We start from the raw sequence: 16058 nt of genomic DNA on the forward strand, positions 1-16058 counted from the left end.
CCTCAAACTCCCCCACGCCAACGGCCGAAGGGCCTTTGGAAACCATGAGTTTTGAACTCGTCGGTCGAGACGCAAAACTCTAGGGTTCAAAGGCCCCTTCGGCCCTTTGCGGGGGGGAGCTTGAGGGAGGGCAGCGCCCTCCCTCAACTCACCTGACGGCCCCCGCGAACCCCGGCGCCTTCTTCAGCGCATCCGTCGTATCGAAGTCCCGCAGCACGGCGTCGTCGGCCATTTCCACCTCCGCCACCCGGTCGGCATGCTTGCCCACCAGGTGCCGCGCCCCGACATCGCCGGTGATGCTCATCATCTCCGGCAGGAATTCCCGCGCCCAGAGCATCGGGTTGCCCTGCTTGCCGCGGAAGGTCGGCATGACGATGGCGCGGCCCTCCTCCGGGTCGAAGGCCGCCAGCAGCCGGTCGATCATCGGCCCCGCCACCAGCGGCATGTCGCCGAGGCAGATGACGACGCCCTCCACCTCCTTCGGCAGCGCAGCCAGCCCGGCCTTCAGGCTGGCGGAGAGCCCTTCGGCGTAATCCTCGGCATGGGCGAAGATGACGCCACGGCCGGTCAGCGCCTCCTCCACCCGCTCCCGCTCATAGCCCGTCACCACCACCACCGGCCGGGCGCGGGAGGCAAGGACATTGTCCACCACCCTCGTCACCATCGGCACGCCGGTGTCGTCGGTGACCAGCAGCTTGTTCAGCGGCGCCATGCGCCGGCTGCGCCCGGCCGCCAGCACCAGCGCCGCCACTTGCCGGCCGCGCCGCGGCGCCACCGCCGGGGCAGGGGCGTTCGCCGCCTCGGCCCGGGGCAGGGGCCGCACCTCGATCTCCTTCAGCAGCCCGCCGACGCCCATCCCCATCACGTCCCGCGCCGTCACCGCAAGCCCCGCGAAGATCCGCTGCAGCACCCAGTCGATGCCGTTCAGCTTGGGCGATTTGGCGCAGCCCGGCAGCACCAGCGCCGGGATGTCGTCGATATGCCCGAGGCAGATGAGGTTGCCCGGATCCACCGGCATGCCGAAATGGTCGATGGCCCCGCCGGCGCGGACGATGGCGGCCGGCCCCACATCCCGCCGGTCCACCACGGCGGAGGCGCCGGCGATCAGCAGCACCTGCGCCCCCTGGCGGCGCAGCCGGTTCAGGGCATCGGCAATCGCCGGCGTCTCGTGCCGCACCCGCTCGGCCGGCAGCAGCGTGCCGCAGAGGGCTTCCACCCGCCCCCGCGTCACCTCCACCGCGCCTTCCATGACGCTTTCCTTCACGCCCGGCAGCTCGGTCAGCACCAGCCCGACCTTCAGCGGGCGGAAGGGACGCACCGCCAGCACCGGCCCGCCCAGCTGCCCCGCCTGGCGCGCCTGCGCCTCCGCCACCTGCAGCACGGCGCCGGGAACGGCGAAGGGGATGACCTTGATGGTCGCCACCATCTCCTTCGCCGCCACCGGCACGTAATTGGCCAGGGTGGCGATGGTCAGGCTTTCATCCAGCGCATTGATCCGGTCGATGGCCGCCGGGTTCACCACCAGCAGGCCCGCGGCATCGGCCATCAGGTTCACCCGCCCGGTGGACGCCCGGCTGCGCGCCAGCAGCGGCCCCATCAGCGCATTGGCCAGGCGGTCAGCGGCCTCGTCCTCCGGCACGTCGCCCGGCTCCAGCCGCGCGGCGATGATGCTGCCATGGCCGCCGGCCTGCAGCGCCGCAATCGCCGCCTCGTCCAGCACCGTGCCCTTCTTGAGCACCTTGCCGGTCATTCGCACGGTATGCGCCAGCACGGCGCCACGCGCCTCCGCCAGCGGGGTAGGACCGAAGATCATGCCGCTGCCGCTGCCGGCGCCCGCCGGCCAAGCGCGGCGCCGCGCCGCACTGCCACGATCTCCGCCATGATGGAGAGCGCGATCTCCGGCGCCGTCACCGCCTCGATGTTCAGCCCGACCGGCGCATGGATGCGGGCGATGGAGTCGGCCGAATGCCCCATCTCCGTCAGACGCGCCACGCGCTTCGCATGGGTCCGCCGGCTGCCCAGCGCGCCGATATAGAAGCAGTCGGATTTCAGCGCGGCGTCCAGCCCGGGATCGTCCAGCTTCGGGTCATGCGTCAGCGTCACCACCGCCGTCCGGGCATCCGGCGCCAGCGCGGCCACCGCATCGTCGGTCCATTCATGGATCAGGGTGATGCCCGGGAAGCGCTCGGCGGTCGCCCAGGCACGGCGGGGATCCACCACCGTCACCGCATAGCCCGCCGCCTGGGCGATCGGCACCAGCGCCTGGGCGATATGCACCGCGCCGACGATGACGATGCGCAGCGGCGGGTTGTGCGGATGGATGAACCAGGCCTCGCCATCCAGGGTCAGGTTGCCCGCCGCATCCTCCTGCAGCGCCTGCGCCGCCGCCTCCGCGAGCGCCGCCGGCACGGCGCTGTCCGGCCACAGCAATTGATGCCCGTCGGAGAGCCGCGTCAGCAGCGCCACCGGCCGCTTCTTCGCCTGCGCCTCCTGCAGCGCGGCGAGCAATTCGGGCGTCACGCGAGCTTCTCCACGAAGACCTTCAGCTTGCCGCCGCAGGCGAGGCCCACTTCCCAGGCCCGCTCGTCGGAGATGCCGAAATCCAGGAGCTGCGGCGTCCCGCTGGCCATGGTCTGCTTCGCCGCATCCGCCACCGCCCCCTCGATGCAGCCGCCGGAGACGCTGCCCGCCAGCTTGCCGGAAGCGCTCACCGCCAGCCGCGACCCGGCCGGGCGAGGGGAGGAGCCCCAGGTCTCCACCACCGTCGCGATTGCCACATTCTCCCCGGCGGCCCGCCAGCCCGCGGCGGTCGCCAGGACATCTTCGGAATCGCTCATGCGGCCATCCTCCTCGGCTGCGGGGGGGCGCCGCTCAGCGTCGCCACCAGCTCCCGCAAGCTTGCCAGATTATGCACCGGGCGGAACTCGTCCACATGGGGCAACATCGCCCGGATGCCCTGGGATCTGGGTTCGAAGCCGGAAAACCGCAACAGCGGGTTCAGCCAGATCAACCGGCGGCAGGAACGGCGCAGCCGGTCCGTCGCCTCCGCCAGCCCCTTCGCCCCCTCCCGGTCCAGCCCATCGGTGATCAGCAGCACCACCGCGCCCTGGCCCAGCACCCGGCGGGACCATTGCCGGTTGAACAGCTCCAGGCTCTCGCCGATTCGCGTCCCGCCGGACCAGTCAGGCACGATGTGGCTCACCATCTCGAAGGCCACCTCGGCATCCCGCGCCCGCAACTGCCGCGTCACATTGGTCAGCCGCGTGCCGAAGAGGAAGGAATGCACCCGGTCGCGCTCATTGGTGACGGCGTGCAGGAAATGCAGCAGCACCTGCGCATAGCGCGCCATGCTGCCGGAGATGTCGCAGAGCGCGACGAGGGGCGGCGGCCGCTCCACCCGGCGCCGTCGCTCCAGCGTCAGCATCTCGCCCCCCTGGCGCAGGCTGGCGCGGATGGTGGCCCGCAGATCGATGCTCGGCCCCTGCGGATCCGGCCGGAAGCGCCGCGTCGGCCGCGCATCCAGCGGCAGCACCAGCTTGCGGATCTCGGCCTTGGCGGCGGCGATCTCGGCCGCCGACATCGCCTCGAAATCCATGGCCTGCAAGCGCTCCCGCTCGCTGACCGTCATCGTCATCTCGACCGGCGGCCGCTCCTCCGGCGGCTCGGCGGGCGGGTTCGGCCGCTGCTGCGGCGCCAGCGCCTCGGCAATCCGCCGGCTGGCCGGCGGCGGCTTCGCCGGGTCCTTGGCGCCCTCCATCAGCGCCATGGCCGCAGCGTTCCTGCCACCCTCCGGATCGCGCCAGAACAGCAGGAAGGCCTGGTCGAACACCTCGAAATGCTCGCGCCGATGCACCATCACGCCGCGCAGCGCCGCATGCACCTGCCGCCGGTCGCCGATATCGACCAGCGCCAGCGCCGCCATGGCCGCCAGCCCCTCCGCCGGCCCCACCGGCACCCCGGCCCGCCGCAACAGCCGCCCAAACGCCAGCACATTCGCGGCCAAAGCCCGCCCCGGCTCCGGCACCGAAACCAGCCCGGCCATGGCCGCGAAATCGTTCATGCGTCGGGATTGCCGCAGGGGGACGCTGTCCCCCTGCACCCCCTGCCAAGGGCCGAAGGGCCCTTGGAACCCATGAGTTTATCGACACCCAGGGGGCCCCCGATGGAGGCACCCTGGGTGTCGATTGAACTAATACCGGGGTCCGGGGACCGGTCCGGTCCCCGGCGGGGGGGCGGGGGGCAGAGCCCCCCGCGGACCACCCGACCCATGCCGATCACGCCGCCGTGGCCTGCTTCGTCTCGGCGACGAGGCGGGCGGCTTCGGCGCCGCGCAGCTTGGCGATGTCGTCCTGGTATTTGAGGAGCACGCCGAGGGTCTCGTCCACCGCGGCCGGTTCCAGTTCGCGGGCGTCGAGGGCCGTGAGGGCGGCGGCCCAGTCGATGGTCTCGGCCACGCCCGGCAGCTTGAAGTAGTCCCCGCCGCGCAGCTTCTGCACGAAGGCGACGACCTGGGCGGAGAGGGCTTCCGGCACCTGCGGCGCGCGGATGGCAAGGATGGCGTGTTCCCGTGCCGCGTCCGGGTAGTCCACCCAATGATAGAGGCAGCGCCGGCGAATCGCGTCATGCACCTCCCGCGTGCGGTTGGAGGTGATGATGACGATGGGCGGCGTCGCCGCCCGGATGGTGCCGAGTTCCGGGACGGAGAGCTGGAAATCGGCCAGCACCTCGAGCAGGAAGGCCTCGAAGGGCTCGTCGGCGCGGTCCAGCTCGTCGATCAGCAGCACGGCAGGGTCGCCGGTCAGCGCCTGCAGCAGCGGCCGCTCCTGCAGGAAGGAACGGTCATAGATGCCGCGTTCCAGCGCCGCGCGGTCCGCCGCCTCGCCGCTCGCCTCCGCCAGGCGGATGGCCATGAGCTGCTTGGCATGGTTCCACTCATAGGCCGCGGCGGAGAGGTCGAGCCCGTCATAGCATTGCAGCCGCACCAGCCGGCGCGGCAACTCCTTGGCCAGCACCTTGGCGACCTCGGTCTTGCCGGTGCCCGGCTCGCCCTCGAGGAAGAGCGGCCGGTTCATCTTCAGGGCAAGGTGCACCGTGGTGGCCAGCGCCCGGTCGGCGACATAGCCGCCGGCTGCCAGCAGGCGCTGGGTTGCTTCGACGCTGTCCGGCAGGCTCACAGGAACATCAGCGCCAGGATGACCAGCAGGATGAGGCTGCCGCCCCAGAATTGCAGCGGCAGGCCGAAGGGCTCGATATGCAGCAGCAGCCGCATCGGCGTCAGCGCCTCCGGCGCCACCGGCCGCGGGTTGGGCCGGTAGACCGGCTTGCCGCCGCCCGCGCTCGGGCCTTCCGCGCCATGCTGGGTGAGGGGGCCGGGGGCGCCGGCATCGTCCAGGTATTCCGTATCCGTCCCGGCCGCCACGCCGCCATGCCGGGCGGCCTCCACCCGGGCGCTGGTCGCCGCGGCATTGGCCGGGCTGCGGGTGGCCGCCATGCCGGCGGCGTTGGCGGCATCCTCCGGCGCCGAGCGCGGCGTCTCGGTCACGCCCACGTCCGCCCGCGCGGGCGCAGCGGTGGTCGCGCCCATCGCCTCGGCGGTGGTCGGCACCGGCGTCAGATTCGCAGCGAAGCGGTCGAAGAACTGGTCCGCCATCTGCTTCGCCGTGCTGTCGATCAGCCGGGCGCCGAGCTGCGCCATCTTGCCGCCGACCTGCGCCTTCACCTGGTATTTCAGCAGGGTCTCGCTGGCGGAGAGTTCCTCGAGCGCCACATCGGCGCCGCCCTTGGCGAAGCCCATGGCGCCGCCATTGCCCTCGCCGGTGATGGTGTAGCTCTCCGGCGGGTTGATGTTCTCCAGCTTCACCTTGCCGCCGAATTTGGCCGCCATCGGGCCGAGCTTCACCGCCACGCGCGCCTGGAACTGATCCTCGGCGGTGCGCTCGACGGATTCGCAGCCGGGGATGGCGGCGCGCAGCGCCTCGGGGTCGTTGAGGGCTTCCCAGACTTGCTGGCGCGGCGCGGGGATGCGCCGCTCGCCGGTCATTTCCATGCTCTGCTCCCGCGTTTGGCCCGGACCTTAAGCGCCGGGCCCCGGGAGGAAAACCCCCGGGACCGGCAACCGGTTTTGCTTGCGCCGGGCCTCCGGGCGGGAGATTTGGGGCGCATGCCCGGGAATCTCCACCGCCTGGCCCTGCCGGCGGCATCGCTTCTGCTTGTCCCCATGCCGGCGCTGGCGGCGCCGGAGCAGCTCGTCGGCCTTGTCTGGGGTCTGCCCTTTGCCGGGCTGCTGCTCTCCATCGCGCTGTTTCCCTTGCTGGCGGACCGGATCTGGCACCGGCGGATGGGGGTGATCGCGGCGCTCTGGGGGCTGTCCCTGCTGCTGCCCTGGGCGGCGCGCTTCGGCGCGGGCGCCGCCTTCCACTTGGCCTGGCATGCCATCCTGCTGGAATACCTGCCTTTCGTCGCCCTGATCTTCGCCCTGTTCACGGTTGGCGGCGGCATCGTGGTGCAGGGCGGGCCCTGGGGCCAGCCGGCAGGGAATACGCTGCTGCTGGCCATCGGCACCGTGCTCGCGAGCGTGATGGGCACCACCGGCGCCGCCATGGTGCTGATCCACCCGCTGCTGCGCGCCAATGCGCACCGGACGCGCAAGGTTCACCTGGCGGTCTTCTTCATCCTGCTGGTCGGCAATGTCGGCGGCAGCCTGACGCCGCTCGGCGACCCGCCGCTCTTCCTCGGCTTCCTGCGCGGCGTGCCGTTCTTCTGGCCGACCCTGCATCTGCTGGCGCCGATGGCGGTGGTGGCGGGGGTGCTGCTCCTCGTCTTCTTCCTGCTGGATTCCTGGCTGGCGCGGCGGGACCCGCCGCCGCCGGAGCCGCGGCCGCTCCGCCTGCGGGGCGGGGCCAACATCGCCCTGCTCGGCCTGGTGGTCCTCGCCGTGCTCATGCAGGGCGTCTGGCAGCCGGGCGAGGTGGCGCTGGCCGGCACGCCGATCGGCGGGGAGCGGCTGGCGGGGATGGCGCTGATGCTCGGCATCGGCCTGCTCTCGCTGCGCCTGACGCCGCGCGCCGCCCGGGAGGCCAATATGTTCTCCTGGGCCCCCTTCGCGGAGGTGGCGAAGCTCTTCGCCGCCATCTTCATCTGCATGGGGCCGATGGTCGCCATCCTGCAGGCGGGGGAGGCCGGGCCGCTGGGCGGCGTGCTGGCGCTGGCCACCGGGCCGGACGGGGCGCCCTTGCCCGCCGCCTATTTCTGGCTGACGGGCGGGCTCTCCGCCTTCCTCGACAACGCCCCGACCTATGTCGTGTTCTTCGAGCTGGCGGGCGGCGACCCGGCGCGGATGACCGGCGAGCTGGCGCGGGTGCTGCTGGCGATCTCCTGCGGCGCGGTCTTCATGGGGGCGCTCACCTATATCGGCAATGCGCCGAATTTCATGGTGCGGGCCATCGCCTCCCGCCGCGGCGTGCATATGCCGGGCTTCCTCGGCTTCATGGTCTGGAGCCTGGCGCTGATGCTGCCGCCCCTCGCTCTCGTGACCTGGCTGTTCTTCCTGTAGAGCGGGCGAAACGGCCGGGGGGCGGGGCGTTGCGGGGAATCGTCGCGGGGTTGGTCCTGCTGCCGGGTCCGGCGGCGGCAGCGGTGGTGGAGGGGGCCTCGCTCGGCCTCGGCTGGGGCCTGCCCTTTGCCGGGCTGCTGCTCTCCATCGCCCTGATGCCGCTGCTGGCGGGGCGGCTCTGGCATCATCACTATGGCAAGATCGCCGCCCTCTGGGTCCTGGCGCTCGCCCTGCCCTTCGCCATGGCCTTCGGGCCGGGGCCCATGATCGGCCTCTTCCGCCATGTGCTGGTGCAGGATTACCTGCCCTTCATCGCCCTGCTGCTGGCGCTCTACACCACCGGCGGCGGCGTGCTGCTGCGCGGCCGGCTGGTCGGCACGCCGGCGGCGAACACCGCGCTGCTGGCCGCCGGCACCGCCATTGCCAGCCTGATGGGCACCACCGGCGCCGCCATGCTGCTGATCCGGCCGCTGCTGCGGGCCAATGCCTTCCGTCGGCGCAAGACCCACAGCTTCGTCTTCTTCATCTTCCTGGTCGCCAATATCGGCGGCGGGCTGACGCCGCTGGGGGACCCGCCGCTCTATCTCGGCTTCCTCAAGGGGGTCGGCTTCTTCTGGACGGCCAGCCACCTGTTCGCCGAGGTGCTGTTCTGCGCCCTGCTGCTGCTCGCCGCCTATTGGGCGCTGGATAGCTGGGCCTGGGCGCGGGAGCGGCCGGTGCCGCCCGAGGCCCCGCCCGGGCGGCTGGGGGTGGAGGGCAAGGTGAACCTCGCCCTGATCGGCGGCATCGTCGCGCTGGTGCTGCTGCAGGGGCTCTGGCAGCCGGGGGAGGTGGCGCTGCTCGGCGAGCGGATCGGCCTTGAGCGGCTGCTGGCCATGGCCGGCTTCCTCGGCATCACCGCCCTTTCCCTGGCGCTGACGCCGAGGGCGTTACGAGAGGCCAACAGCTTCGCCTGGGGCGCGATGGCGGAGGTGGCGAAGCTCTTCGCCGCCATCTTCCTCTGCATGGCGCCGGTGCTGGAGATTCTGAAGGCCGGTCCGGCGGGCGCCGCCGCCGGCCTGGTCGCGCTTACCTCCGATGCCGCCGAGGCGCCGGTCCCCTGGGTGTATTTCTGGCTGACCGGGGGGCTCTCCTCTTTCCTCGATAATGCACCAACTTACCTGGTGTTCTTCAACCTAGCTGGCGGCAATGCGGTCCATCTCATGGGGGAGGGGGCGCTGGTGCTGGCGGCAATCTCCTGCGGTGCGGTCTTTATGGGCGCCAACAGCTATATCGGCAACGCGCCTAATTTCATGGTGAAAGCCATCGCCGAGGAAAGCGGCGTCCGGATGCCGAGCTTCTTCGGCTACTGCGCCTGGGCGGCGGCGGTGCTGCTGCCGCTCTTCCTGCTGGTCACCTTCGTCTTCTTCCGCTGAGGCAGGGGCGGGCGGCAATCCGTCCCGGCTATCGCCATCTTCCCGCCTCGGGAATTGACAGCGCCCGCATCCCGCCGCCTTCTGCCGCCACGCGAGAAGGAGACCTTCCATGCCCTATGTGATCGGCGCCGATGTGCCGGACGAGCCCGCCGGGCTCCGCTTCCGCCGGCTGCTGGAACGCCCGCAGATCCTGCAGATGCCGGGCGCCCATCTCGGTATCTCCGCCCTGCTTGCCAAGAAGCAGGGCTTCGAGGCGCTCTACCTCTCCGGCGCCGCCATGACCGCCACCATGGGCCTGCCCGATCTCGGCATGATCACGGTGGACGAGGTCTGCTTCTACATCCGCCAGGTGGCCCGCGCCGCCGGCCTGCCCATGCTGGTGGATGGCGATACCGGCTATGGCGAGGCGCTGAATGTCATGCACATGGTCCGCGCCTTCGAGGAGGCGGGGGCCGGGGCGGTGCATCTCGAGGACCAGCTCCTGCCCAAGAAATGCGGCCATCTGAACGACAAGAAGCTGGCCGACGCCCACGACATGGCCGCCAAGGTCGCCGCCGCCCGCAAGGCGCGGAAGCACCTCTATATCATCGCCCGCACCGATGCCGCGGCCAGCGAGGGCATGGACGGCGCCGTCGCCCGGGCGAAGCTGTATCTGGAGGCCGGGGCCGACGCGATCTTCCCCGAGGCGCTGAACACCCGGGAGATGTTCGAGGAATTCGCCCGCCGCATGCCCGGGGTGAAGCTGCTGGCCAACATGACGGAGTTCGGCCGCACCCCCTTCTTCACCGCCGAGGAATTCCAGGCCATGGGCTATGCCATGGTGATCTGGCCGGTCTCCCACCTGCGGGTCGCGGCCAGGGCGATGGAGGAGCTCTACCTCTCGATCAAGGAGAATGGCGGCACCCACAAGATGGTGGACCGGATGCAGACCCGGGCCGAGCTCTACGCCACCATCGGCTATCACGACTACGAGGCGCTGGACGCCACCCTGGTGAAGACCGTCATCCCGACGGCCATGCCGCAGCGGGGCTGACCCGCCGGGTCCGGTGGCCTGATCCCGAAGCCCTGCGGCCTTCGGGTCCCAGGCCGCCGGCTTGCACGTTCAGCGGGGCTCCTGTCCGTCCCTTCGCCGGGCATCCGGCGAACTCGGCCGGCAGGGCAGCAGTGGCTCCGGACAGGCCGTGCCGCCTGAAGCCGCTCCGGCGCCTTGTCTCGTTAGGCTTCCCGGGGGATGGCGGTCTTTCCCGGCCTGGAAATGCGCCAGCTCATACCGGCAGCGCGAGATGCCGGCCCATGGGCGCGCCGCCGGCATGTCCTTAATCCTGGTGCGCCGCCGCCACACCAACCCCTGCGTGCGATACCCGGCTCGGAACGTCAGGGCTTATCGAGCCGGCACCAGGCGTCTGCCGTCACGGCCGGGCCGGCGCCGTCCGAAACCTGCCACCGCCCGGCGTCATTCGGCGGCGCGCCGTGGAAGGCCGCGGGACGTCAGCGAATCCAGGGGCCACAAGGCCGCATGGCGGCCTTCTCGGGGGCTAGAGCAGATCGCCGTAGGGCGGCACTGTCCGAAGGCGTGAATCTGCTCTGCAAACAAGGGCGTAGAGCGGTTTCGGTGAACGCATGTAAACCGAAAACGCTCTAAGGCGGGGCGACGTCCTCGGGGGAGGGCGGCCTATTGCTGCCCTGGCGCCGGCTGCTGCTGGCCCATCATGCCGAACCGGCCGACATTGCCGAACAGCGCCTGCATCAGCGTCCGCTCCGTGCCCGGCGTCGGCGTCTCGCGGGCGACCATGGTGACGTTCTTGCCGTCCTCCGCCCCCAGCACCTTCACCTCCTGCACCACGCCGCGATTGTCGAACAGCACGGCGACGGTGCGCTGGTCGGTCACCGCCAGCTCCCGCCCCGGCCTGACGCGGGTGTTGGAACTGATGTAGTACCAGGCGCCGTCGCCGAAGGTGCTGCTCTGGGTGGGCGAGCCGAGCAGGGCCTGCACATCCTGCCGCGTCGCCACCCCGGGGGTGATCTGGGCGATCTGCTCGTCCGAGACCCGGTTGCCGCGCATGATGGTCGGGGAGTCGAAGATGCTGCAGCTGGCGAGCAGCAGCAGTGTCGCGGCCGCCAGCGGCCGGGCCAGAAGGCGCGCCGACAGGCCCCGGGGGCGGCCCCCAGGGGCGCCGGCCCGGGCACCGGCAGGGACACATGCCGCGTTGACCGTTCGGGTGGGGCGATCCATCTCTCGTTCCAACTGCCGGCCGGGACCCCCCGGCGCCGCCCGAGATGGCATTGCGCCACGCCCCGGTCAACTGCGCGCCGGCGTGGGAAGGGCCCGCCGCTATGCGCCCCCCGTTCCGGCACCTTGCCCGATCGCGCGATTCGCGCTTTCGGTCGAGCCACGTTCGAGCGACCACGCCTGACCCGAAGGACCGCCACCCATGGGCCTCTTCGCCCTGTTCCGCCGCAAGCCGCATGAGCGGGCCGGCTTCGAGCTCTACGGCGCCGCCGTGGCCGCCGCCCGCCAGCCCTGGTTCTTCGCCCGGCTCGGCGTGCCGGATACGCTGGATGGCCGCTTCGACCTGGTCGGGCTGCATGTCGCCTTGCTGATCCGCCGCCTCCGTACCGATGCCGACCCGCGCGGCCCGGCCCTGGCCCAGGCGGTGTTCGATGCCATGTTCGCCGACATGGACCTGAACCTGCGGGAGATGGGGGTGGGGGACCTCGCCGTCGGCAAGCGGGTGAAGCGGATGTGGGAGGCCTTCCACGGCCGCGCCCAGGCCTATGAGGCGGCGATCGCCGCCGGGGACGCCACCGCCCTGGCCGTGGCGCTCCGCCGCAATGTCTGGCGCGCCGAGGAGGCCGGGCCACCGCCCGCCGAGGCCCTGGCCCTCGCCGCTCATGCGATGCGGGCCGCCGCGGCGCTGGAGGGGCAGGGGCTCGCCGCGCTGCTCGCCGGCCAGGCGGTGTTCCCGCCGCCGGAGGGGGTGGCCGATGCCGCCTGAATTCTCCCGCCGCCTGCCGCTCGGCCTGGTCGGGCCCGGCGGCCGCACCGAATCCCTGGCCGCGACGCCCGAGGAATGCGCCGCGCTGGCCGCCCGCTTCCATCTGCTCGGCATCGACTCCCTCGCCGCCGAGCTGCGCCTCCGGCCCGATTCGGATGGCGCGGTGCTGGCGGAGGGGGCGCTGACGGCCGAGGTGACCCAGGCCTGCGTCGTGACGCTGGAGCCCGTGCCGCAGCGAGTCGAGGCACGCCTCGCCTTCCGCCTGTTGTCCCCGGGGCAGGAGGAATCGGACGGGCCGGAGGATCTGGACGAGATCGCCTGCCCCGATGGCGTGGCCGATCTGGGGGAGGCGGTGGCGGAGCAGCTCGCCCTTGCCCTCGACCCCTATCCCCGCGCGCCGGGCGCCGAATTGCCGCCGGAGGCGACGGAGTCGGAGACCGGACCCTTCGCCGCCCTCGGCCGCCTGAAACGGCCGAATTGAGTGACTTATGGACCGTCCCTGACGTGGCCTGACAGCAACGCCGCCACCGCCCAGGCCCTTGGCGCGAGCCTCCGGTTCGGACCCACGGGCCCCAGGCTCGGACCGGGGGGGCGGGGCCAGGTCCTGGCCCCGGCGAGGTGCAGGGGCAGAGCCTTGGCGGCGGTAGGCATTCCTGCCGCCAGGTCCCCGCAACTTGCGCCCCCAGCCCCCCAATGCTACAGCCCCGCGCTCCCGACGAATCTCGTTACGTCTATATGAAGGAAGGCTCGGCGCCATGGCCGTTCCGAAGAAGAAGGTTTCGCCCTCCCGTCGCGGCATGCGCCGGTCGCACGAGGCCCTGTCCCGCGAAAATCACGCGGAATGCCCGAATTGCGGCGAGCTGAAGCGCCCGCACCACGTTTGCAGCTCCTGCGGCTATTATGATGGCCGGGAAGTCGTGGCCGCGGAGGCCGTAAAGGGCGTGGTCCGCAGCTGACGGTCCCGGGGCAGCTCGGCGGAGGTTCGGAACCCGTGTCGCAACCCTTCTCCCTGGCGATCGACGCCATGGGGGGCGACCATGCACCCGACATCGTGCTGGACGGGCTGGAACTGGCGGCCGAGCGCCACCCGGACGCCCGCTTCCTGCTGGTGGGGGATGAGGCGCGGATCGGCGCCATGCTCGCCCGCCGGCCGCGCGCCGCCAAGCTCTGCCGGCTACGCCACGCCCCCGGCGTGATCTCCGCCGAGATGAAGCCGACGGCGGCGCTGCGCCAGGGGCGGAACAGCTCCATGCGCCTCGCCATCGACGCCGTCGCCTCGGGCGAGGCAGAGGGCGTCGTCTCCGCCGGCAATACCGGCGCGCTGATGGCGCTCGCCAAGATCGTGGTGAAGACCCTGCCGGAGATCGACCGGCCGGCGCTGGCCGCCATTGCCCCCTCGGCGCGCGGCGACGTGGTCATGCTCGACCTCGGCGCCAATGTGCAGTGCGACAGCCGCAACCTGGTGGAATTCGCCGTCATGGGCGATGCCTTCGCCCGTGCGGTGCTCGGCCTCACCTCGCCCTCCCTCGGCCTGCTCAATGTCGGCTCCGAGGAGCTGAAGGGCGACGACCGGGTGCGCCAGGCCGCCGAGGTGCTGCGCGAGAGCCATATCGCCGAGCATTTCCACGGCTTCGTGGAAGGCCACGACATTGCCGCCGGCACGGTGGATGTGGTGGTGACGGACGGCTTCACTGGCAATGTCGCGCTGAAGACCGGGGAGGGCGCGCTGAAGCTGATGCGCGACCTGCTGCGCCAGGTCTTCACCTCCTCCGTTCCCGCCCGCATGGGCTACCTGCTTGCCCGCCCGGCGCTCGACCGGTTGCGGGAATGGATGGATCCGCGCCGCTACAACGGCGCTATCCTCCTCGGCCTCAACGGTGTCGTCGTGAAGTCGCATGGCGGCACCGACGCGACCGGCTTCGCCCATGCCGTCGATGTGGCGATGGACATGGTGACGCATCGCTTCAATGATCGAATCCGCGAGGGGCTGACCCGGCTCGCCGCCCCCGCGCCGGTGGCGGCGGCAACGCCCCGCTGATGTCTCGGGGACACGGCATGACCTTGCGTTCGCTGATCGCCGGCTGTGGCGGCTATCTGCCCGAGAAGGTGCTGCGCAACGACGACCTCGCCGCCGCCTACGGCATCGAGACCTCCGATGCCTGGATCACCGACCGCACCGGCATCCGCCAGCGCCATGTCGCGGCGCCGGGGGAGACCGCCTCCTCCATGGGCGCGGCCGCGGCGCGGCAGGCGCTGGAGCGGGCCGGGCTGCCGGAAGCGGCGGTGGATTGCATCATCGTCGCGACCTCGACGCCGGACAGCGCCTTCCCCGCGACGGCCGTGCGCATCCAGGCCGAGCTCGGCTGCGGCCCGGGCTTCGCCTTCGACATCGCGGCGGCCTGCACCGGCTTCATCTACGCCCTCGGCATGGCGGATGCGCTGCTCCGCACCGGCCAGGCGCGCTGCGCCCTGGTGATCGGGACGGAGGTCTATACCCGCATCCTCGACTGGACGGATCGCGGCACCTGCGTGCTGTTCGGCGACGGCGCCGGCGCCGTGGTGCTGACGGCGGGGGAAGGGCAGGGGACGGCGACCGATCGCGGCATCCTCTCCACCCACCTGCATTCGGATGGCCGCTTCGCCGACATCCTCCACATCGAGGGCGGCGCCGGCAGCACCGGCGGCACCGGCCTGCTGCGCATGTCGGGGCGGGAGGTGTTCCGCCACGCCGTCTCGAAGCTGGCCGCGGTGGTGGATGAGTCGCTGGCGGCGCATGGCCTGGCGCAGAGCGATGTGCGCTGGCTGGTGCCGCACCAGGCGAATCTCCGCATCATCGACGCCATGGGCAAGAAGCTCGGCCTGCCGAAGGAGCGGGTGGTGGTGACGGTGGACCGCCACGCCAACACCTCCGCCGCCTCCATCCCGCTGGCGCTGGCCGATGCGGATGGCAGGGGCGCCATCGAACGCGGTGACCTGGTGCTGATGGAAGCGATCGGCGGCGGGTTGACCTGGGGCGCCGCGCTGGTCCGCTTCTGATGACCCCCTGCAAGGCCGCCGCGCGGCTTTGCGGAGGCCCCGGAGTCGCTGCTGTCCCGAAGGCTCGCACGGCCTTTCGCGGGCAGCCGCGGAGGCGGCGCGGGCGGTAGATTTGCCGGGCGCACCCGCGTCATTCCCGGGACACCGTGGCGCGCTTACCGGACGGCCGAAATCGCTCGCCTTTCGGCCTGCTGCGAGCAAGCAAGGGCGGCACGGTGCCGCCAGCCATCCAGCACCCGTCCCGGCCAGGCGGCAGGCGAAGGCCTGCCGCGCGGAACGGTTGACGCCCGCAGCCGATACGGGTTTTCTAGCCCACAGAACGGCTTGCAGGACCGGGCTCAGAGCATGAACACCTTGACGCGGGCGCATCTGGCGGAGGCGATCTACACCCAGGTCGGCCTGTCGCGGAACGAATCCGCCGCCCTGCTGGAGACGGTGCTGGAGCGCATCTCCGCCACGCTGGAAAGCGGCGAGGCGGTCAAGATCTCCGCCTTCGGCACCTTCCTCGTGCGCCAGAAGGGCCAGCGCGTCGGCCGCAACCCGAAGACCGGCGTGGAGGTGCCGATCCTGCCGCGCAAGGTGCTCTCCTTCCGCCCCTCCCAGGTGCTGAAGGCGCGCATCAACGGCCAGCCCCTGCCGCGCGGCGGCCAGGAGTGAGCGAGACCTTCCCGGAAGGGCGCGGCCGGAGCCAGAAGGCGCCCACCGCCTTCCGCACCATCTCCGAGGTGGCCGACGACCTGCGCATTCCGCAGCACGTGCTGCGCTTCTGGGAGACGAAATTCCCCCAGCTCAAGCCGCTGAAGCGCGGCGGCGGCCGACGCTACTACCGGCCGGAGGACATCGCCCTGCTGCGGCGGATCTCCGACCTGCTCTACACCCAGGGCTACACCATCAAGGGCGTGCAGCGCCTGCTGCGCGAGGGCGGGCTGGAAGAGGCCGAGCTGCATCCGCCCGAGACGCCCGAGACCGCCGCCGGCACGCTGCGCGAGGTGCTGGAAGAGCTGGAGGACATCGCCGGCGAGCTGCACGCCCTGGCGGGCCGCTGAGGTCTCCCGCCCC

General features: G+C 71.5%; 16 protein-coding genes and 1 pseudogene. 10 read left to right on the forward strand and 7 right to left on the reverse strand.

Annotation, left to right across the window (positions count from 1 at the left end; genetic code table 11):
- Positions 1–148 precede the first annotated feature (148 nt).
- The 6 genes from NJ376_RS16200 to NJ376_RS16225 form a co-directional block, all read right to left on the reverse strand.
- Complete coding sequence (locus tag NJ376_RS16200) at positions 149–1813, reverse strand: NTP transferase domain-containing protein (RefSeq protein WP_252954324.1); 1665 nt, start codon at positions 1811–1813, stop codon at positions 149–151.
- Positions 1810–2520, reverse strand: a complete 711-nt coding sequence (locus tag NJ376_RS16205) for an XdhC family protein (RefSeq protein ID WP_252954325.1) — start codon at positions 2518–2520, stop codon at positions 1810–1812. Before NJ376_RS16205 ends, NJ376_RS16200 begins: the two co-directional genes overlap by 4 nt.
- The gene (locus NJ376_RS16210; protein ID WP_252954326.1) at positions 2517–2837 is read right to left on the reverse strand and encodes an XdhC family protein; all 321 of its coding nucleotides are present in this window, start codon (positions 2835–2837) and stop codon (positions 2517–2519) included. The genes NJ376_RS16205 and NJ376_RS16210 overlap by 4 nt, the downstream gene beginning before the upstream one ends.
- Positions 2834–4060, reverse strand: coding sequence for a vWA domain-containing protein (locus NJ376_RS16215; RefSeq protein WP_252954327.1), 1227 nt, complete (start codon positions 4058–4060; stop codon positions 2834–2836). Before NJ376_RS16215 ends, NJ376_RS16210 begins: the two co-directional genes overlap by 4 nt.
- A 214-nt stretch (positions 4061–4274) precedes the next feature.
- On the reverse strand, positions 4275–5174 hold the full coding sequence (locus NJ376_RS16220; protein ID WP_252954328.1) for an AAA family ATPase: 900 nt from the start codon (positions 5172–5174) through the stop codon (positions 4275–4277).
- The gene (locus tag NJ376_RS16225; RefSeq protein WP_252954329.1) at positions 5171–6046 is read right to left on the reverse strand and encodes an SRPBCC family protein; all 876 of its coding nucleotides are present in this window, start codon (positions 6044–6046) and stop codon (positions 5171–5173) included. Before NJ376_RS16225 ends, NJ376_RS16220 begins: the two co-directional genes overlap by 4 nt.
- A gap of 114 nt (positions 6047–6160) precedes the next feature.
- Here NJ376_RS16225 and NJ376_RS16230 point away from each other — a divergent pair, with 114 nt between their 5' ends.
- From NJ376_RS16230 to prpB, 3 genes are all read left to right on the forward strand, one after another.
- A complete protein-coding gene (locus NJ376_RS16230; RefSeq protein ID WP_252954330.1) occupies positions 6161–7552 on the forward strand; it encodes a sodium:proton antiporter in 1392 nt (463 codons plus the stop codon).
- A 50-nt stretch (positions 7553–7602) separates the two neighbouring features.
- On the forward strand, positions 7603–8967 hold the full coding sequence (locus NJ376_RS16235; RefSeq protein ID WP_252954331.1) for a sodium:proton antiporter: 1365 nt from the start codon (positions 7603–7605) through the stop codon (positions 8965–8967).
- A gap of 109 nt (positions 8968–9076) precedes the next feature.
- Positions 9077–10000 (forward strand): methylisocitrate lyase, encoded by a 924-nt coding sequence (gene prpB, locus NJ376_RS16240; protein WP_252954332.1) that lies wholly within the window; start codon positions 9077–9079, stop codon positions 9998–10000.
- 639 nt (positions 10001–10639) lie between these two features.
- Here the strand turns inward: prpB and NJ376_RS16245 are convergent.
- Positions 10640–11200, reverse strand: a complete 561-nt coding sequence (locus NJ376_RS16245; RefSeq protein WP_252954333.1) for an outer membrane protein assembly factor BamE — start codon at positions 11198–11200, stop codon at positions 10640–10642.
- A gap of 199 nt (positions 11201–11399) precedes the next feature.
- Between NJ376_RS16245 and NJ376_RS16250 the strand changes: the two genes are divergently transcribed.
- The 7 genes and pseudogenes from NJ376_RS16250 to NJ376_RS29360 form a co-directional block, all read left to right on the forward strand.
- The gene (locus NJ376_RS16250; RefSeq protein ID WP_252954334.1) at positions 11400–11963 is read left to right on the forward strand and encodes a ubiquinol-cytochrome C chaperone family protein; all 564 of its coding nucleotides are present in this window, start codon (positions 11400–11402) and stop codon (positions 11961–11963) included.
- Positions 11953–12444: a YceD family protein gene (locus NJ376_RS16255; protein ID WP_252954335.1), complete on the forward strand. Its 492-nt coding sequence runs from the start codon at positions 11953–11955 to the stop codon at positions 12442–12444. The genes NJ376_RS16250 and NJ376_RS16255 overlap by 11 nt, the downstream gene beginning before the upstream one ends.
- Before the next feature lie 274 nt (positions 12445–12718).
- Positions 12719–12919 carry a 50S ribosomal protein L32 gene (rpmF, locus tag NJ376_RS16260; RefSeq protein WP_252954336.1) on the forward strand — a complete coding sequence of 67 codons (201 nt, stop codon included), beginning with the start codon at positions 12719–12721 and terminating at the stop codon, positions 12917–12919.
- 35 nt (positions 12920–12954) lie between these two features.
- Positions 12955–14001: a phosphate acyltransferase PlsX gene (gene plsX, locus NJ376_RS16265; RefSeq protein WP_370288328.1), complete on the forward strand. Its 1047-nt coding sequence runs from the start codon at positions 12955–12957 to the stop codon at positions 13999–14001.
- A gap of 17 nt (positions 14002–14018) precedes the next feature.
- A complete protein-coding gene (locus NJ376_RS16270; protein WP_305879989.1) occupies positions 14019–14999 on the forward strand; it encodes a beta-ketoacyl-ACP synthase III in 981 nt (326 codons plus the stop codon).
- Positions 15000–15323: 324 nt separating this feature from the next.
- Complete coding sequence (locus tag NJ376_RS16275) at positions 15324–15656, forward strand: integration host factor subunit alpha (RefSeq protein WP_256476396.1); 333 nt, start codon at positions 15324–15326, stop codon at positions 15654–15656.
- A pseudogene (locus tag NJ376_RS29360) lies at positions 15653–15922 on the forward strand (MerR family transcriptional regulator); the annotation flags it as partial. The gene NJ376_RS16275 and the pseudogene NJ376_RS29360, both read left to right, overlap by 4 nt.
- Positions 15923–16058: the final 136 nt, after the last annotated feature.

It is taken from the genome of Siccirubricoccus soli (assembly GCF_024178315.1).
Classification (GTDB): Bacteria; Pseudomonadota; Alphaproteobacteria; order Acetobacterales; family Acetobacteraceae; genus Siccirubricoccus; species Siccirubricoccus soli.

Bases quoted from the DNA above. Each gene is read 5' to 3' on its own strand.
- NJ376_RS16200 (WP_252954324.1), bottom strand. From the start codon at position 1,813: ATGATCTTCGGTCCTACCCCGCTGGCGGAGGCGCGTGGCGCCGTGCTG.
- NJ376_RS16215 (WP_252954327.1), bottom strand. From the start codon at position 4,060: ATGAACGATTTCGCGGCCATGGCCGGGCTGGTTTCGGTGCCGGAGCCG.
- NJ376_RS16255 (WP_252954335.1), top strand. From the start codon at position 11,953: ATGCCGCCTGAATTCTCCCGCCGCCTGCCGCTCGGCCTGGTCGGGCCC.
- NJ376_RS16230 (WP_252954330.1), top strand. From the start codon at position 6,161: ATGCCCGGGAATCTCCACCGCCTGGCCCTGCCGGCGGCATCGCTTCTG.
- NJ376_RS16245 (WP_252954333.1), bottom strand. From the start codon at position 11,200: ATGGATCGCCCCACCCGAACGGTCAACGCGGCATGTGTCCCTGCCGGT.
- NJ376_RS16225 (WP_252954329.1), bottom strand. From the start codon at position 6,046: ATGGAAATGACCGGCGAGCGGCGCATCCCCGCGCCGCGCCAGCAAGTC.
- rpmF (WP_252954336.1), top strand. From the start codon at position 12,719: ATGGCCGTTCCGAAGAAGAAGGTTTCGCCCTCCCGTCGCGGCATGCGC.
- NJ376_RS16250 (WP_252954334.1), top strand. From the start codon at position 11,400: ATGGGCCTCTTCGCCCTGTTCCGCCGCAAGCCGCATGAGCGGGCCGGC.
- prpB (WP_252954332.1), top strand. From the start codon at position 9,077: ATGCCCTATGTGATCGGCGCCGATGTGCCGGACGAGCCCGCCGGGCTC.
- NJ376_RS16210 (WP_252954326.1), bottom strand. From the start codon at position 2,837: ATGAGCGATTCCGAAGATGTCCTGGCGACCGCCGCGGGCTGGCGGGCC.
- NJ376_RS16270 (WP_305879989.1), top strand. From the start codon at position 14,019: ATGACCTTGCGTTCGCTGATCGCCGGCTGTGGCGGCTATCTGCCCGAG.